The sequence below is a fragment of the Magnetococcales bacterium genome (assembly GCA_015228815.1).
GTDB lineage: Bacteria > Pseudomonadota > Magnetococcia > Magnetococcales > UBA8363 > UBA8363.
This window is the reverse complement of record JADGCV010000019.1, coordinates 17,235-35,600: the sequence shown is the minus strand read 5'-3', so window position 1 is coordinate 35,600 and position 18,366 is coordinate 17,235. Positions and strand designations below refer to the sequence as shown.

Sequence of the window (18,366 nt, the reverse complement as noted above, 5' to 3'; positions counted from 1 at the left end):
CAGGCATTCGCGTCGTTTTTTTTCCGAGTGTTCATTTTCTGGAGCGTTCGATGTCGGCGACGGTTCGTGGTTCGGTCAAATGGTTCAACAGTGCCAAGGGATATGGCTTCATCTCTCCGGATGATGGCAGCGAGGATGTTTTCGTCCATTTTTCCGCGGTGCAGGCCGAAGGATTCAAATCGCTTGAGGAAGGACAGAAGGTTTCCTTTGAAGTCGTTCGTGGCCTCAAGGGGTTGCAGGCGGCCAACGTCCATCCCCTCTGAATCCCTTTCCGTCCGGTGCGTTGTGATTCCGGGGGCTTCTTTGTCTGGGGCGCCCTTTCGTGGGCTTCTTGCCGCCTGATTTCCGTGCATGAATTTCTTCTATTCGGAAAAGGAATTTTTCCTTGATGTCTTCCGCGGCAGGACCCTGTGCTTTGCATTGGTGGATCATGAGGCCACCGATGCCTTTCCTTCCTTTACCGCCTGTCTTGAGGAACTGAGCGCTGCCGAGGTTCGGTCGGTGGTTTTCGTCATCGCCGCCAGCCGCGGGCAGGAACTCCTGGAACGGTTTCTCGCCCAGGGACAGGACCTCCGCTGGCAACGCATCGAAGCGGGACAGCTTCCGGACATTCCTCCCGATCTGTGGAAGAGAAAATCGGGAATTTTTCCGGTGGCGATCCACGCCTCGGATCTGGCCGATTTTCTCGATCGAATCGTCCAACTGGCACGAAGATGGCGCATCTCCCGGATGATGTTGCTCGAAAGGCACGGCGGGCTCAAGGACGGACAGGGGCGTCTGGTCAATTTTATCAATTTTGGTAAACTGTCGGAATTGACCGCGCATTCCCGGATGGCCTTTCATCCGTTGCTTGAACTTCTTCTGCCTGTCATTCAGGGTTTGCTGTCCCACGGGGTGGCGGCGGTGGGATTGTGTCGCATGGAGGAGGTCCAGCGTGAACTCTTCACCTATGAAGGGAGCGGTACCTTTTTTTCCTGTCGGCACTATTGCGAGGTTCGCCTTCTGGTCTGGGATGATTTTTCCCAGGTCGCCACCCTGATCCACCAGGGGGTCAAGGAGGGGTTCCTGTTGCCCCGTTCGGAAGAGCGGATTTCCAACATTCTCCTCAACGGTTTCGGCGCCTTCATTTCGGGACGCCATCTGGCGGGGGTCGCGGCTCTGGTCACCGAAGGATACGAGGCGGAAAACGCCGGAGAAGTGGTCGCCTTGTACGCCCTGACGCGCTACCAGGGGGAGGGGATCGGGGTGCGCCTGGTCAAAAGGCTCAAGGAGGAGGGACGACGGCGCGGGTTGCATTTTTTGTTTTCCTGTACCCGTCAATCCCGGGTGATGGAGTTTTTTCAGAGACAGGGGTTCATCACCGCCGAACACCAGCAAATTCCACGGGCCAAATGGCAGGGGTACGATCTGGAACGAAAAGAATCCGTCCGTTGTTTCATCTTTCCACTGAAAGGAGTGTGACCCGGTGGAACACATTGTCGTCGTCGGGGCGGGCGTCATGGGAACGGCCGTGGCCCATCGTCTTTTGCAACGGGGTTTCGCGGTAACCTTGCTGGAAAAATCGTTGCCGGGGGCCGAATCATCGGCGGCGGCGGCGGGAATACTGGGGGCGCAATCGGAGGTGGCGACGGCGGGACCTTTTCTGGAACTCTGCCTCGCCAGCCGGGAGATGTTCCGGGAATATGTCCGGGAACTGGAGGATGTTTCCGGATTTGGCGTCGATTTCGAGGATTCGGGCGTCCTGGAGATCGCCTTGACCCCGGCCGAGGGACGTTTGGCGGCGGGGCGCGCCCAATGGATGCTGGATCGGGGGTTGGAGGTCGAAATCCTCGATCGGGACGCGGTGCTGCGCCTGGAACCGGGATTGACGGATCGTCTGGTCGGGGCGAACTTCTATCCGCGGGACTGCCAGTTGGATCCCAGACGACTGGCCAGTGCCCTGACGGCGGTGGTTCGCCGTTTGGGGGGGCGCTTTCGCACCGGATTGCAGGTGCGGGGTATCGAAATTTTCCAGGGACGGGCCGTTGGCGTTCGCGCTGCCGGCGAAACGATTGCCGCCGACGCGGTGGTCATCGCCGGGGGGGCGTGGAGCATGGAATTGGCCAATCTTCCAGAACTCCGAACACCCATCAGGCCGATGTCGGGTCAGATTGTCCAGGTGGAACTGCGTCCCGCCATTTTGCGTCATGTCCTCTACGGATACCAGGGTTACATCGTTCCCAGGCGGGATGGACGGGTCCTCATGGGATCGACCCTGGAGGACCGCGGTTTCGACAAGGCAGTGACCCTCGATGGCATTCATCGCATCACTGGCATGGCCAAGGCGATGGCGCCCATCCTCGGCGAGGGACGGTTGACCGATACCTGGGCCGGTCTGCGTCCGGCGACCGGCGACGGCAAACCGCTCCTCGGGGAATCGCGTCACGTCGGTGGATTGTTTTTCGCCGCGGGGCACTACCGCAACGGCATCCTGTTGGCTCCGATCACCGGTGTCGCGATCGCCGATCTGATCCAACGAAAATCACCGCCCGTTTTGCTCGATCCGTTCCTGCCATGATGCCAACGACCTTCCGGGAAGAGTATGCCCTGGATCCCACAGTCTCCCAGCGCGTCGCGGTGGCGATGTCGGGGGGGGTCGATTCGTCGGTGGTGGCGGCCTGGCTTGTCGATCGGGGGTTCGAGGTGGTGGGGTTGACCATGCGCCTTTGGGCGGGAGCGGAAACGTCGGCGACGGTGGCGACTTCAGGCCGAAGTTGTTGCGGTGGCGATGAGGTCGATGATGCCCGTCGCGTTGCCCAAACATTGGGGATTCCCTTCTATACGGTCGATCTCCAGAAACAATTTTCCCACGGTGTGGTGGCTCCTTTTCTCGATGCCTATGCCAACGGTCAGACGCCCAATCCATGCATCGCCTGCAACGAAATCCTGAAATTCAGGCATCTCCTCGACCAGGCCGGGTCGATTGGCGCCGCCTTTCTGGCGACGGGACATTATGCCGTGTTGAAATTTCCCTTGGATCAACCACCGCAACTGTTTCGCGGTCATGATCCGCGCAAGGATCAATCCTATTTCCTGGCCACGACCCCGCTTACGGTCCTGTCTCGGATCCGTTTTCCCCTGGGAACGCTTTCCAAAGAGGAAACCCGTCGGTTGGCCCGGAAGTGGGGATTGCATCTGGCGGAAAAGCGGGAAAGCCAGGATGTCTGTTTCGTTCCCGACGGTGATTATGGTTCCTTTTTTCGTCGCCAGGGGCTGCCCGATCGTCCGGGACCGATCCGTGGCCTGGATGGGGCTTTGCTGGGGCGGCATCAGGGCGTCCATGGGTATACCATCGGTCAACGGCGCGGTCTTGGAATTTCGGCGCGGCATCCCCTTTTCGTGGTCGCCATCGATGCCGAAAACAACGAACTGATCGTCGGCCCGGAGGCGGCGTTGTATGCCGCGACGGCCTCGGTGCGACGGATCAACTGGCTTGTCGATCCAATCCATGCGTCGAGGTCGGTCCAGGTGAAAATTCGTTATTCCGCTACCCCCGTGCCAGCCCGTCTGGAACCGGGTTCGCAATCCGATTCGGTGCTGGTCCATTTTCAACAACCGCAGCGGGCCATCACTCCGGGGCAGGCCTGTGTCTTCCATGATGGATCACGGGTGCTTGGTGGCGGCTGGATCGACGCATCCGTACACCGTTGAAGCCCGATCGAGGTGGCGCATCATCCGATTCCTGTTGCCCTTGGAAAGAAAAAATGGTAGGTGTTTTTGTCATTTGACGGGGGATTGTCCCCGGAGATTCAAGGGGGATCGCAATGGCTACGGTCGGCGGGCGTCCAAACCAGACGCTGCAAACATTGATCTTCACCGTGATTGCCATCGTCGGGGCGGTGGCCTTCGGCATGGTGACCCTGATGCGTGGAGAGAGCGTCAACGCCGCCTGGCTGGTCATCGCGGCGTTGTGCGTCTATGCCCTGAGTTATCGCTACTACAGCCTGTTCATCGCCCGGACGGTCGTCTCCCTTGATCCCAACCGTCCCACCCCGGCGGTTCGTTTCAATGACAACAAGGATTTCGTCCCCACCAATCGCGTCGTCCTCTTCGGGCATCATTTTGCCGCGATTGCCGGCGCGGGCCCCTTGATCGGACCGGTGCTCGCGGCCCAGATGGGATACTTTCCCGGCATGCTGTGGATTCTCATCGGGGTGGTCCTTGCGGGGGCGGTGCAGGATTTCATGATCCTTGCCATTTCCATGCGTCGCGGTGGCCGTTCGATGGGGGAGATCATCCGCGCCGAAATGGGGCCGATCCCGGGAGGGGTGGCCATGATCGGCATTTTCGGCATCATGACCATCCTGCTGGCGGTCCTCAGTCTGATCGTGGTCAAGGCGATGGCCGAAAGTCCCTGGTCCGTCTTCACTGTCGTCGCCACCATCCCCATTGCCGTCTTCATGGGGATCTACATGAAGAAAGTTCGTCCAGGACGAATCACCGAGGTTTCGGTCATCGGGGCCATTCTTCTGATCCTGGCGATCATTGGCGGGGGGCATGTCGCGCAGCATCCCGTATTCGGGCCGATGTTCACCCTGACCGGGGTTCAGGTCACGGCTGGCTTGATCGGGTATGGGGCGCTTGCCTCGATCCTGCCGGTCTGGTTGATGCTTTGTCCCCGCGACTATCTGTCCACCTTTCTCAAGATCGGGACCATCCTTCTTCTTGCGGTCTGTGTCTTTCTGGCGGCGCCTCTTCTCAAGATGCCTGCCACCACCCAATTCATCGACGGTACCGGTCCGGTATGGAGCGGTGAACTGTTTCCTTTTTTGTTTATCACCATTGCCTGTGGTGCCTGTTCGGGGTTTCATTCCCTGATCGCCTCTGGCACGACGCCAAAAATGATCCCCAATGAAAACGATGCCCGGTTCATCGGTTACGGCGGCATGTTGATGGAATCCTTTGTCGCCATCATGGCCCTGTGCGCCGCTTCCATTCTCGAACCCGGCATCTATTTTGCCATGAACTCTCCTGCCGCGGTCCTGGGCGGCTCCATCGATTCCGCGGTGAAGGTCATCAATCAATGGGGGTTTTTGCTTACTCCCGACATGTTGACCCAACTGACCCAGGATGTCGGTGAACACACCCTGCTGTCACGTACCGGTGGTGCTCCGACCCTTGCCGTCGGCATGGCCCATCTGCTTGCCATTTTCGGCGGCAATGCCTGGATGGGATTCTGGTATCATTTTGCCATTCTGTTCGAGGCGCTTTTCATTTTGACTGCCGTGGATACGGGTACCCGCGCCTGTCGTTTCATGGTCCAGGACATGTTCGGGGCGGTATTCAAACCCTTGGCGCGCACTTCTTCGTTGGCTGCCAATGTCATTGCCACCCTCTTCGTGGTCAGTGCCTGGGGCTATATTCTGTATCAGGGGGTCATCGATCCTTTTGGCGGCATCAACAGCCTGTGGCCTTTGTTCGGCATTTCCAATCAAATGCTGGCCGCCTGTGCCTTGATCCTGGCGACGGTCGTTCTGTTCAAACTCAAGAGAGCGCGGCTTGCCTGGGTACCGCTCCTTCCTGCTTTGTGGCTGGTCGTTTCCACGATGACGGCGGGATATCTCAAGGTTTTCGATGACAATGCCAAAATCGGTTTTCTGGCCCATGCGGAAAAGTATCAGGCGGCCCTGGACAAGGGGGAGGTCCTGGCTCCGGCAAAAACCATGGAACAGGTGGCGCAGGTCGTCGCCAACGATCGCCTTGATGCCGTGCTGGCCCTTTTGTTCATGGGGGTCGTGACCATCATGCTGATCTTTGGCGTTCGTGCCTGTTGGCGCGCCTTGCAGACAAAGGAAATCACCGCCACTGAGGATATTCCACCTTCCGGGGCATGTACTCCTGCCATGCGTTGCTGTTGATCCCCCCCCTCCCCGTATTTAAAATTATTGAAAGAAAAAAGGGGGCTGGGGGATTGCCCCCAGATCCCTTTTTTTTTTTAATAATTTTGAATACGGGGGATCTGGGCGCTTACCAGGGCATGCCGAGAAGATGCAAAACCCGCGACATGCGGCCTTTTCGCTCTGGAGGCACAATGTGAATCTTGCAGGGCAACGGAGTCAGGGAAGAAAGGAAAGGGACCCAGCCGTTGTGCAACACGCGGGCGGTGTTCCGATCGGCCATGATGAGGTCGGCACCCCAGTCCCGGGCGATTCGATTCAGTTCTTCTCCCGGATTGCCGCTCAGAATGGCACAAGAGACATCATGAATGCCGCGGCTTGCGACATGTTGTTTCAGGCGTTCCAGAAGAAAGGCTTCGATGCGGACAAACCGCTCGGAAGAGGACGATGCGATATGGGACTCGTCGGGAACATGGCTCAAATGGTCGAACATGGCGAAGAAAATCATTTCTCCTCCGTGGCGTCGAACCGTTGCCCAGGCGACTTCGGCGACGACGCATTCAGGAGAAAACAGATCGACAACCGCAATGATCCGATGCATCGGTCTTTCTTCAAGTCAGGGGAGGGCAGGGGACCGAAGCGCCCCTGGTTCCGAAGGAGGGGGCCGGGCAAGGAAAACACATTCCGGCCCCCTCCATGAAGATGGAACCACTGGGAAGCGTCATCCCCCCTTGACCACGAAAACGGCGGTGGCGGTACCATTGAGGATTCGTTCGGTCGTGCTGCCTACCAGAATTCGTTCGAGTCCGGTCAGGCCATGGCTGCCGACGACGACCAGATCCGCACCCTTGCGCCGCACCAGTTCGATGATTTCGCCATCGGGACGGCCACTGCGCACCGCTCCTTCAGCATGGATACCCTGGGAACGCAGGTAATCCACAGCTCGTTGGACGATCGTCTCCGCCTTGTTTCGCTGTTCCCGTGATTCCTCGCCATCGATGACACTGACCACGGAGACGGGCGTTTTGCATTTTTGCGCCAGTTGCCCTGTCGCAAGGATGGCCCGGTCGGCATGACGCGAACCATCGGTGGCCAGGACAATATGACGTCCTTCGATGCGGGCAGCACGCGGAACGACAAGGACGTTGCAGGAAGCCTTGCCGATGACCCGGGCGGTGGCATGCCCCAGCATCATCCGTGCGAGGCCACGGCGTCCTCTTCTTCCCATCACGATCAGGTCGGTCCGGGAACGTTCCGCGGCGGTGACGATTTCCTGATCGACGATCTGGCCATGAATGACCTGGGTGTCACACACGACCCCCTGGGCGACGGCCTGTTGCCGGATGCCATCGAGATGGCTCTGAGCCATGGCCAGTTCTTCTTTCAGGACCGGGTTGCCGGCGCCGCCATATTCCAGACCGCTTGCGACCAGGGAGACGACCTGGAGCCGGGCATCGCATTTTCTGGCGAGACCAAGGGCTTCGCGAACGGCAGCGGCGCTGAACTCGGAAGTGTCACTCGCCACCAGGAATCGCTCGAACGCCATCATGGCCGTCAGAGGTCGGGCGGTAGCGGCATCGATCGCAGCCGTTTCTGGCTGAGCCGCCAACTCGCGCCGATGTTCACGGATTCCCTGGTAGAGGGCGTGCAGGATCATCACCGCGCCGAACACCAGGGCAAATCCCAATGCCCCCTCGCCAATGCCGTTGAGAAGGCGGATGGTTCCTTCGTCGATGGGGTCGATCCGGCCCAACTGCGACAGATAGCCGGGAATGTAAAAGAAGCGGCTCACCAGCACCAGCAGCATGATCGCGGCCATGACGAACTTGACCACATAATCCTTGACATAGGTCGTCCCGATGGCGCCAATCTGGATGCCGAAAAGCGATCCGGCCAGGATGATCATCGACAGGCGAATATCCACCGCCCCTTCCAGGGCGTAGAGGACCGATCCCCCCAATCCCATGACAAAGGCAATGACCAGTTCGGTGGCACTGGCCATCAGGGCGGGAAGGCCGACAAAATACATCATCGCCGGGACGCCGATGAAACCGCCGACGGCGATCGTCGCTGCAAGCATGCCGGTCGCCATCCCCAGCGGGGCCAATACCAGAAAAGAGATTTTGGCGTCGATCGACTTGAAATGGATCATCGTCCCGGGGATGACGATTTGACGAACTTTCAATGCCAGAGGTGGAACCTTGTGGCCGGGTGATTTCTTCGCGTCCAGGGATCCCTTTTTCTCTTTGAGTCCATCCTTCAGGACGATGCCGCCGACGATGGCCAGAACCACCACGAACACGAAGGAGACATACAAATTGGTCCCCGTGGCGCCGAAGATGGCACGGATATCGACCATGACGTTCTTGCCGATGAGAACGCCCAATTCGGCGAAGATGCCCATCACGATTCCCAGTTTGATGTCCACCTGACCATATTTGTTGCGTTTGTAGGCCCCGACCAGGGCCTTGGGAAATTTATGGGCCATGTTGCTGGCCACGGCGACGATCGCCGGAACACCCATGGTCATCATGGCGGGGGTCAGAACGAACGCGCCGCCCGAACCGATGAACCCACTGACCATCCCCCCGACGAACCCCACGAGAAACAGGATGAACGTCGATGAGGCCGTCATATCGATAAAACCAACCGCTTCCATGCGCCCCTCCTATTTCCTGGCCTTGAGTCCAAGAATATCCCAGAATCGCCCTGTAAAGGCCCCATGGACGAACGAAAACACCAGGGCGATGCCGATCGGGATCACGACGTATCCCTTTTGTCCCTGCCGGATCAGATTGGCCACCAGTTCCAACTGTTCCTCGTAAAGATACAACAACAGATAGAGTCCGCCACTCAGGACGCCCAGTGTCACGGTGCCGGCAAGGGCACCCCATGTCGATTCCGCTCCACGATGATTCGCACCCATCAGGTTAGACCTTCCATTTGATTGTTGATCATTATTCGGCCCCTTCGCGCTCCATGGCGCTTTCGGGGAGATGCCACGATTTCCATTTCCGGCTCGATTTTATTCCGGAGGACGGAACGCCATCCCTGCACATACTGGAAGGGGTTCTGTTAGAATTGCGTTTCATGACAGTTAAAAATTCGTGAGATCGATCATGGCACGGGCGGTCGTGATGCGCATTCTGGTAATCGAAGACAATCAGGATCTTGTAGACAATATCTTTGAATACATGGAAGCCCGCGGCCATGTGGTGGATACCGCCTGGGACGGCATCAGCGGACTCCATCTGGCCCTGACCCAGACCTATGATGTCATTCTGCTCGACCTGATGTTGCCGGGACTGGATGGCTTCAAACTGTGTCGGTCGCTGCGCGGCGAGGGGGGCAAAGACACCCCCATCCTCATGCTGACTGCCCTGGATGCCCTCGATGACAAGATTCGCGGCCTGGAACTGGGAGCGGACGATTATGTGGTGAAGCCAACCCCCCTGGCGGAAGTGGAAACCCGTCTTCGTGCTCTGGTGCGGCGCGCCCAGGGGAAAATGGTCAACCGGTCGCTTTCGGTCGGACCCTTGACCCTCGATCCGGGAACCCATACCCTGTTTCGCGAGGGAAAGGAATTGTTTCTGACGCCCATCCCTTTGAAGATTCTCGAAACCCTCATGCGCGCCTATCCCGCCATGATCCGACGCGACGACCTTGAATTTGCCATCTGGGGCGATCAGCTGTTGGGTTCGGATACCTTGAGGACCCATATCCACACCCTCCGCGAGGTGGTGGACAAACCCTTTGCCCACCCGATCATCAGGACCATCCGCGGCGTGGGATTTCAACTTGTGGCCTGAGCATGCCCCTTTTTTCCGAACTTCCGAGCCGGGTCGCGTTCGCCTTCGCCAGTTTCGGGGGAATGATCAGTCTGTTTTTGTGCGTGGGGATCTATTTTTTCGTTCTCGACATTGAAAAAAGGATCGTGGACCGCAACCTGAACGATGAAATTCAGGATTACATGGCCCGTCGGGCGCGCAATCCGCACTCCCTGCCGCAGAAAACGGTCACCATGGTGGGTTATGTCCATCCTCCCCGTGCCACCGATCCGCCCATTCCCCCGGTTCTCCTTGGCCTGTCTCCCGGATTTCACGACATCATGTTGGACAAGGTTTCCTATCGGGCACTGGTGACCAGGACTCCGGCGGAGCGGTTCATCATCCTCTACAACAATATTCCGGTTCGCCAGAAACGGGAGTTCAATCTGCTTGTGGTTCTGGTCCTGAGCGGTTTGACCATGACGATCCTTGCGACCCTGGGCGGCTACCGGGTCACCGACCGGGTGATTTCTCCCCTTTCGGAGTTGGCGCAACGGGTTCGATCGATGGGGGAAACCGCTCCGGGATCGGTTCTTGCGCCCCATTTTTCCCATGACGCGGTTGGAGATCTGGCCCGGGTTCTGGCCTTGCGTCAGGATCAACTCCTGGGTTTTCTCGAACGGGAGCGCGCCTTCGCCACCGATGTCAGCCACGAATTGCGCAATCCTCTGGCGATCATCCAGGGGGCCGTGGAAATTCTTCAGGAGAGCCATCCGGAAGAACGGGAAAGAAAACCCATGCAGCGGATTTCCCGTGCCGTCGGCGACATGATCGTTCTGACCTCCGCCTTGCTGCTGCTCTCTCGTGAACGCAGGATCGATCAGCCGTCCCGAGCCACCTGCCAACTGGCTCCGCTCATCAGGGAGCTTGTCAACCAGAACCGGTTCCTGTTGCGCCACAAGGAGGCCGAATTGGCGTTGACCATCGATGCCGAACCCGTTCTGGCCACGGAATGCGCCTTCATTCAGATTGTCGCCGGCAATTTGTTGCGCAATGCCTGCACCTACATCCAGAAGGGAACGGTTCGGGTGCATCTCCAGGAAAGATCGTTGACCGTTTCCGATACCGGTGGAGGAATCGATCCGGCCATCATGGAAAAACTGTTCCGCGAACGTCTCGACCCGTCGGAAAGTCGCGGTTCCGGGGTCGGATTGACCCTGGTCAAACGTATTTGCGACCGTCACCACTGGCAGGTCACCATCGAAAGCCAGACCAATCATGGAACGATTGCCCGATTCCAGTTTCTTCCCGATCACCCCTCCGCCTTGATCTCTTGATTCAAGTCTGCGTGAGGCAAGGAGTTTCGAGGTTTGCCGCTGCGTTCTTGGTCATCCCCGCAACCGCCAGAGCGTCAGCAGCACGGTCGTGAGCAGGAAGATCCAAAAGCCCGTCTGGTAGAAACGCAATGGATTGCGATGCAGGAGTGGTAACCGGGCTGGTGGCGTGGACCACAATTCGGGTTGCTCCATCCAGGAGAGGAATTCCCCCAGATCACCGGGACGGTTCCGGGCATCGAGGGCCAGACAGCGTTCGATGATCGATGTCAGTGAGGGCGGCAGGTCGGGTCGGAGGATGGCGAGGGGAATTTTTTTCTGGAAATCGGGCACCAGGTGGGACTCGGGCTGACCAAAGGGCAGGCTGCCGGCAAGCAGCAGATAGCCGGTCACCCCCAGGGCGAAAAGATCGCTGCCCGCATCTCCTGGTTCGCCCTGGTAGAGTTCGGGCGCCATGAAACCGGGCGTGCCGCCTGCCACCCGCTGTCCCGCCGGTTCTGGCATCAGGGGGGAGAGACCGGTGATGCGGGCGGCACCGAAATCCATCACCACCACCCGTTGATCCGTGGTCAGGAAAAGGTTGTCGGGTTTGACATCCCGGTGGATGATGCCCTGCCGATGAAGCGCGAGCAATCCCTTGGCGGTCTGGCACAGCCAGAGGGTTGCCTCGGTGGCGGATATGCCCCGTTTGCCCCTCTGTTGGCGCACCTGTTCCAAGGTCTGCCCGGTCAGTGATTGCCAGACATGGTAGGCGGCTTTGCGCCGGGTGTCGGCGGGGGGCTGGGCCGCCAATACCTGGGGATGTCGCACCCGCAGACCGATCCACTCTTCCCGGGCGAACTGTTCCATCCAGGCGGGATCGCTGGCGGCCAACAGGTCGGGAAACTTCATCACCACATCCTGTCCGCCTTCCTCGTCACGGGCCAGGACCACCACGCCTTGCATCCCCTTGGCCAGAATGCGGAGGATGTGGTAACCGTCCACCCGATCGCCCACCGCCGGGGGCGGCTGGATGGCGCGGTCACGCCATTCTCGCAGCAGTTCGGGCAGGTTGGCCTCAGGCAGGGAAACCACCGCCACCACTACGGCGGTGGCATCGTCCCGGCCATGACGGCGCGCCTCTTCCACCAATCCCTGGGCTGTTTCCTGGGGATCGAGGGCCGGTTCCAGCCAGCGACGCAAGACATGTTCCCGCACCGCCCGCCATACCCCGTCGCTGACCAACAAATAGCGGTCCTGTTCCCGCAACACCTCTTCCCGCAGGTCGGGGGTGAAACGGTCGTCCAATCCCACCGCCTTGGTCAAGACCGCCAGGTCCGGGCCGCCGAAAAGGTGATCACGGGTGAGCAGCGTCAATCGTCCCTCCCGCCAGCGATAGAGACGGCTGTCGCCGACGGACAGGATCGACAATCCCCGGTCGCGGAACAGGGCGGCTACCAGAGTGGTGCCCAACCCGCCTTTCCGCCAACGTCCTTCCCGGAACAGCCAGTCGTTGAGGCTGTTGGCCACCGTATAGAGGACCCGCACCCCTTTCCAGCCCAGGGGGGTGGCGACGCAATCTTCCAGCATGGCCCGTACCGTCACTTCCGATGCCAGCCGACCGTCGGCGGAACCACCGATGCCATCCGCCACGCAAACCACGATACCCCGTTCCCGACCTTCTCCCGTGGTCGCGCCGTGGAAATCCTCGTTGCGCTCATGGTCGGGACCGCGGGATGTGGCCTGGCCGATGATCAATTTCAGTTCATGGTTCGAAGAAGGAAGGTTCATGTTTGTTCCCACAAGCAATAGCCATGCACGCATTTCTGGTGCGGATGCCCTGCTTTCAGGCAGATTGGATGGAGAAACGATTAAAATAGAGGCACATCCTGGCGGCGCGAAGGCAGTCCCAAGGAATGTTTCTATCAAGATCAACTCGTTATCAATCGACCCTCTTCTGGCATGTCGGATGCAGCATCCAATATCGACCCATTTTATCGATTTTTCTTTGCCAAGGAAGTGCCCTTTGAGCAACACCGTTCCCTTGCCGGCTTTGTCCGACGGCACGAAACGTACCCTGTTGGGGGCCTGGCTCTATACCGAAATCAGTTTTTTCGCCTGGATCCTGCTGGGCCCGCTTTCTCTGTATTTATCCAGGGATCTTGGCCTGTCTCGAGGCGATCTCGGCCTGCTGGTCAGTCTGCCCATCCTGGCGGGTACCCTGCTGCACCTGCCGGTGGGCATGTTGACCGACCGGTTCGGGGCCTGGCGGGTGGGGTTGTCGGCGCATGGGGTGATGATCCTGGCCTTGGCCCTGCTGGCCTGGCCCGGCAGTCTGGGATGGTCGGGACTGGCGCTGTCTGCCTTTTTGTTGGGCAGTGCTGGCGTTTCCTTTGCCATCGCCCTGCCTTTGGTCAGCGCCCGTTTTCCCGTTGAACACCAGGGAAAAGCCTTGGGGTTGACCGCCTTTGGCGGGACTGGGGCCTTGCTGGCCGCCTTTCTTGCCCCCGCCCTGGCCGAGTCCCATGGTTGGCATGCGGTGATGGGGCTGGCCCTCGGCTTGACGTTGTTCTCCGCTCTGGTTTTCGGCTGGACGGCTCGTGATGTCCTGCCGCCCCGTGAGCATCCTTCCTGGTCCCACTATCTGTATATCTTGCGCTATGCCGACACTTGGTGGTTCTGCCTGTTTTATGCCATCACCTTCGGTGGCACGATCAGCCTCGCTTCGTCGCTGGTACTTTATTTCCACGAGCGCTTTCACCTGACGCCCACCCTGGCCGGGGGAGTGACCACGGTCTGCATTCTGGCCAGCGCCCTGGCGCGGCCCGTAGGCGGCTGGCTGGCGGATCACTGGGGCGGCATTCGCACGTTGCAGGCAGGTTTTGCGGTCATCGCCCTTTGCGTGCTTCTTCTTTCCCTGATGCCGGCGGCAGCACCGGCGCTTCCTTCCGTTTTGCTGGTGGCCGTGGTGATGGCCGCCTTCGGGACCGGCAACGGCGCCCTGTTTCAGTTGCTGCCCATCCGCTTCCGCCGGCACATGGGAGTGATCACCGGTCTGGTGGGGGCAGCGGGAGGGCTTGGGGGCTTCTTCTTCGTTTTTGCCGCATCCGGCCTGCACCAATGGACCGAGGCTTTTCAGCCGGTGTTTCTTTTTTATGGTGGCCTGGGTCTGCTCGCCCTGGTGGGACTGGCCTCGGTCAAACGACGCTGGCGTACCACCTGGGGCGCCCCCCAGGCGACCACCGCCCGGGTATGAACCTTTTTCGCAACCACTTTTTCCGCAATAACGCGACAGGACCATGGACATGAACTGGAAAAGAATCGTGACGTTTTGGCTGTGTCTACCGTTGGTCATGTTGTGGCTGGCCGGTGGCCCGGCTCGGGCCGAAACCCCGGCGTCTGCCGCGGCCAAGGATGACCAGGAGGCGGGCGACAAGGAACCGATCAAACCCTTGCGCGGCTTTGAACACCTGAGCAAGGAGAGCGCCACCTGCGTCTCATGCCACCGGGAAAAGAGCACGGGCCTTTACCAGCAGTGGGGCGCCTCCAAACATTTTCGCGCCAACGTGGGATGTTACGAATGCCATCAAGCCAAACCCGGCGAACCGGATGCCATCAAGCACAAGGATTTCGTCATTTCCACCATTGTTTCGCCCAAGGATTGCGCCCAATGCCACAAGCGGGAGGTGGCGGAGTTTGACCGCAGCCACCACGCCACCGCCGGTCAAATCCTGGGCTCCCTGGACAACGTGCTGGCCGAGGTGGTGGAAGGGGCGCCCCTGTTGCACGGCAAGTCGCCGGTGGTGGTCAGTGGCTGCGCCAGTTGTCATGGCTCGGAGGTCAAGGTCAACCCGGACGGCACGCTTTCCTCGGTGGGCTGGCCCAACACGGGCATCGGTCGTCTCAACCCCGATGGCAGCAAGGGCAGTTGCGCCGCCTGTCATATGCGCCACGGTTTCTCCGCTGCCCAGGCCCGTCATCCGAACACCTGCGGTCGTTGCCACCTGGGACCGGACCATCCCCAGAAGGAGGTCTACGAAGAGTCCCAGCATGGCATCCTGTTTGCCGCCAACCAGGAGGCGATGAACCTGTCCTCCGACAAGTGGCTGGCTGGCGAGGATTACAGCGCTGCCCCCACCTGTTCCACCTGCCACATTTCCGCCACCAAGGATCTTCCGGTCACCCACGATGTGGGCGATCGCATCTCCTGGGACTTGCGTTCTCCCATCTCCATCCACATCGATGACCGCGACCGCAAGAAGGGAATTCAGGATCCCAAATCCTGGCAGGAACGGCGCAAGGAGATGAAATTGATCTGCACCACCTGCCATGGCGCCGGCAACGGCGAGAAATTCTATGAACAGTTGGATGCCTTTATCGAACTGTACAACGAGAAATTCGCCAAACCCGGTGCCAAACTGATGAAAACCATGTTGGACGAAGGACTGATCACCAAGACGCCCTTCGACGACAAGGTGGAGTGGACCTGGTTCTACCTTTGGCATCATGAAGGCCGTCGCGCCCGCCATGGCGCCGCCATGAACGGCCCCGACTATGCCCACTGGCATGGCATGTTCGAAGTGGCCGACCGTTTTTACATGGAGATGGTGCCGGAGGTGAAGGAGATCATCGCCAAGGCGGAACACGAGGGCAGGAAGGAGGCCGCGGCCAAGGTGCAAAAGGCGCTGGACGAGATTCTCGATTCGGAACACCACAAATGGTTCCTGGGCCTGCGCGAGAAAAAAACCGCCGAAACGGGAAGCGCCGGAAAGTGACCATCCTGCTGCGTTCCTTGATGCCGGTCTTGATGCTGTTGCTCGGGCCTTTCTGGGCCCGGGCGGCTGACCGGGAAATCGATCGGCAGACCATCACCGATCGCCATTGCCTGGAGTGTCACGGCGTGGCGGGTTTTGCCGTGCCCACTGGCGAACACGGCGACACCCCGCGCAAGCCCTTGTTCGTTGATCCGGACTTGCTGAAGGAGAGCGTCCATGGCCGTCTGACCTGTCTTGCCTGCCACGGGGACATCGACAAGCTGCCCCATCGGCGAGGCCGGTTGGCCCGGGTGGATTGCATCACCTGCCATCAGGGTCTGCACCGGGAGCCGGAGGCGCTGATGCGGGAGATCAACCGGGGCCGGGCCATGGTGGGACTGATTCCGGCGGTGGATCCCACCCCTACGAAAACCAATCTGCTGGCCAGGGAGTATGTCGCTTCTCTCCATGGCCAACCGGCCAGGGAGGGGGATCATCGCAATGCCGAATGCCAGGACTGTCATGGCTCCCATGCCATCTTTCCCGCCACGGATGGTCGGGCCCGCAGCCATCGCCTGGCTTCGCCCGAGATGTGTGGCGCCTGCCATCCCAAGGCACTGGAACAGTACCGCCATTCGGTGCATGGCGCTGCCCTGAAAACCCCCTGGAAGGGCCAGAGCGCGGTGTGCGGCGACTGCCATCCCAGCCACCGCATCCAGGAAAACAAGCTACCCGTTGCCTGGCGGGAGATCACCGAAAACTGCGGCACCTGCCATCGATCCTCCCTGGAGAGCTATCTGTCCACTTATCACGGCCAACTGGCCTGGCTGGGGGGCAAGCGGGCGGCCAAATGCTCCCATTGTCATGCCAGCCATGCCACCCGCCGGGTGGATGATCCGAAGGACAAGGCCCATCCGGACAATCTGCGCACCACCTGCAAGGAGTGCCACAAACAGGCGACGGCTTCTTTCGTCGCCTTCCGGCCCCATGCCAATACCAACGATTTCACGCGCTATCCGGAGATGTGGCTGGCGGGCAAGGCGATGATCGTCCTGGTGCTGGCGGTGCTGCTCTTTTTTTATCTTCACTCCTGGCTGTGGTTCCGGCGTTCCCGGTGGGAGCGGCGGTTTGCTCATGACCATGACGATGCGCTTCCTCTGGGTGACACCCGCCATGTGCGTCGTTTTTCCTGGCCCTGGCGGCTCAATCACTGGCTGCTGGCCCTGTCGGTGATGGTTCTGGTGGCCACCGGCATGACCGCCAAGTACGCGGACAGCTTCTGGGCGCTGACCCTGTCTGGCTGGATCGGCGATCCCGCCCGGCTGGCCGCCATTCATCGGGGGGCGGCGGTGGTTTTCCTCATCGCCGTGATCGGTCATGTGGTGGCAGTGTTGTTCCGCCTGTTGTTCCGCCAGCGCAAAAGTTTCCAATGGTTCGGTCCCGATTCCCTGCTGCCGCGCAAACAGGACTGGTCGGACATGAAGGCCCAGTTCCTCTGGTTTCTGGGCCGGGGCGCCGCACCCCGTTTCGATCGCTGGACCTATTGGGAAAAATTTGACTATTGGGCAGTCTATTGGGGGGCCATGGTGGTGGGATTCTCCGGTATATTGCTTTGGTTTCCCGAATTCTTTGCCCGTTTTCTGCCCGGCTGGGTGTTCAACGTCGCCACCCTGCTGCACGGAGTGGAGGCCTTTCTGGCCGTCACCACCCTGTTCGTGGTCCATTTCTTCAACAACCATTTCCGGCCCGGCAAGTTTCCTTTGGATATTGTCATGTTCACCGGCAGTTGGCGCCTGCGGGAGTGGGCGGAGGAACGACCGGAAGAGTATCGTCGTTTGCAGGAAAGCGGACGACTGGCCGAACGGTTGCAACCACCGCCATCCCGACTGGCCCGGGTGGTTTCCCATATTCTTGGTTTCACCCTGCTGGGCATTGGGCTGTTGTTACTGGTACTGGTCGTTGCCGGTTTTCTACGGCAGGGGTTGGTTTGAGGGCTTGGGGCATGAATCGATCATTAAGAAAGACGCGATCAACAATGGTTCCCTATTCAGGACGAACCGGGTAACCTGTGATCGACAATGTCGCTGTAGCAGGAGGGATCGCCATGACGCAGGCTGTAACCTTTGATGATGTCTGGAAGATGTTTCAGGAAATGGTCCGGGAAAACCGTGAACGAAGTGCGGAGCTTGACCGTAAGATTCAGGAAACCAACGCCCAGATGAAAGAGACGGATCGACGGATGCTGGAGACGGACCGCCAGATTCAGGAAACCAACGTCCAAATGAAAGAGACGGATCGCCAGATGAAAGAGACGGCGCGCCAGATGCGGGAGACGGATCGCCAGATGCAGGAGACGGATCGCAAAATCAAGGCAGTCAGCACGCAGCTTGGCCAACTGGGGGGTCGTCTGGGCCAATTTATCGAAGAAATGATCAAACCATCCTGTCTCGCCATGTTTCAAGAGCGCGGTATCATGGTCGATGAAATCTATCCGCGGGCCGAAAAAAGGCTCGCCGGCAAAGAAATGGAAATCGATCTGCTGCTGGCCAATACGGTCGCGGCGGTTCTGATCGAGATCAAGAGTCATCTGACGGTCGAGGATGTCCAGGAACACCTGACGAGGCTGTCACGGTTCAAGAGTTTTTTCCCCAAATAT

Annotated in this window: 15 protein-coding genes; 11 read left to right on the top strand and 4 right to left on the bottom strand. The window is 59.5% G+C overall.

Going from position 1 to position 18,366, the window contains the following annotated elements:
• The first annotated feature begins 50 nt into the window (after positions 1–50).
• The 5 genes from HQL76_09620 (at position 51) to HQL76_09600 (ending at position 5,897) form a co-directional block, all read left to right on the top strand.
• Positions 51–263, top strand: coding sequence for a cold-shock protein (locus HQL76_09620; protein ID MBF0109423.1), 213 nt, complete (start codon positions 51–53; stop codon positions 261–263).
• An 88-nt stretch (positions 264–351) separates the two neighbouring features.
• Complete coding sequence (locus tag HQL76_09615) at positions 352–1,461, top strand: GNAT family N-acetyltransferase (GenBank protein ID MBF0109422.1); 1,110 nt, start codon at positions 352–354, stop codon at positions 1,459–1,461.
• Positions 1,462–1,465: 4 nt separating this feature from the next.
• Positions 1,466–2,557, top strand: coding sequence for a glycine oxidase ThiO (thiO, locus tag HQL76_09610; protein ID MBF0109421.1), 1,092 nt, complete (start codon positions 1,466–1,468; stop codon positions 2,555–2,557).
• On the top strand, positions 2,557–3,690 hold the full coding sequence (gene mnmA / locus HQL76_09605) for a tRNA 2-thiouridine(34) synthase MnmA (GenBank protein MBF0109420.1): 1,134 nt from the start codon (positions 2,557–2,559) through the stop codon (positions 3,688–3,690). Before thiO ends, mnmA begins: the two co-directional genes overlap by 1 nt.
• 113 nt (positions 3,691–3,803) lie before the next feature.
• On the top strand, positions 3,804–5,897 hold the full coding sequence (locus HQL76_09600; protein ID MBF0109419.1) for a carbon starvation protein A: 2,094 nt from the start codon (positions 3,804–3,806) through the stop codon (positions 5,895–5,897).
• A gap of 109 nt (positions 5,898–6,006) precedes the next feature.
• Here the strand turns inward: HQL76_09600 and HQL76_09595 are convergent, their stop codons facing one another.
• The 3 genes from HQL76_09595 to HQL76_09585 form a co-directional block, all read right to left on the bottom strand.
• Positions 6,007–6,477, bottom strand: coding sequence for a universal stress protein (locus HQL76_09595; protein ID MBF0109418.1), 471 nt, complete (start codon positions 6,475–6,477; stop codon positions 6,007–6,009).
• A gap of 120 nt (positions 6,478–6,597) precedes the next feature.
• Complete coding sequence (locus HQL76_09590) at positions 6,598–8,535, bottom strand: universal stress protein (GenBank protein ID MBF0109417.1); 1,938 nt, start codon at positions 8,533–8,535, stop codon at positions 6,598–6,600.
• Positions 8,536–8,544: 9 nt separating this feature from the next.
• Positions 8,545–8,802, bottom strand: coding sequence for a hypothetical protein (locus HQL76_09585; protein MBF0109416.1), 258 nt, complete (start codon positions 8,800–8,802; stop codon positions 8,545–8,547).
• Between the two features lie 211 nt (positions 8,803–9,013).
• On the opposite strand from HQL76_09585, the gene HQL76_09580 reads away from it, so the two are divergent.
• Positions 9,014–9,685: a response regulator transcription factor gene (locus tag HQL76_09580; GenBank protein ID MBF0109415.1), complete on the top strand. Its 672-nt coding sequence runs from the start codon at positions 9,014–9,016 to the stop codon at positions 9,683–9,685.
• A gap of 2 nt (positions 9,686–9,687) precedes the next feature.
• Positions 9,688–10,980 carry a HAMP domain-containing histidine kinase gene (locus tag HQL76_09575; protein ID MBF0109414.1) on the top strand — a complete coding sequence of 431 codons (1,293 nt, stop codon included), beginning with the start codon at positions 9,688–9,690 and terminating at the stop codon, positions 10,978–10,980.
• 51 nt (positions 10,981–11,031) lie between these two features.
• Here HQL76_09575 and HQL76_09570 read toward each other — a convergent pair whose 3' ends face one another.
• Complete coding sequence (locus HQL76_09570) at positions 11,032–12,747, bottom strand: bifunctional protein-serine/threonine kinase/phosphatase (GenBank protein ID MBF0109413.1); 1,716 nt, start codon at positions 12,745–12,747, stop codon at positions 11,032–11,034.
• Between the two features lie 235 nt (positions 12,748–12,982).
• Here HQL76_09570 and HQL76_09565 point away from each other — a divergent pair, with 235 nt between their 5' ends.
• The 4 genes from HQL76_09565 to HQL76_09550 form a co-directional block, all read left to right on the top strand.
• Positions 12,983–14,212: a NarK/NasA family nitrate transporter gene (locus HQL76_09565; protein ID MBF0109412.1), complete on the top strand. Its 1,230-nt coding sequence runs from the start codon at positions 12,983–12,985 to the stop codon at positions 14,210–14,212.
• A gap of 97 nt (positions 14,213–14,309) precedes the next feature.
• Entirely contained in the window at positions 14,310–15,731 is a 1,422-nt protein-coding gene (locus tag HQL76_09560) for a hydroxylamine oxidoreductase (protein MBF0109411.1), read from the top strand.
• Positions 15,728–17,701 carry a cytochrome b/b6 domain-containing protein gene (locus HQL76_09555; GenBank protein MBF0109410.1) on the top strand — a complete coding sequence of 658 codons (1,974 nt, stop codon included), beginning with the start codon at positions 15,728–15,730 and terminating at the stop codon, positions 17,699–17,701. Before HQL76_09560 ends, HQL76_09555 begins: the two co-directional genes overlap by 4 nt.
• A gap of 113 nt (positions 17,702–17,814) precedes the next feature.
• Positions 17,815–18,366: hypothetical protein (locus tag HQL76_09550; GenBank protein MBF0109409.1), on the top strand; the 552-nt coding region annotated here is incomplete at its 3' end.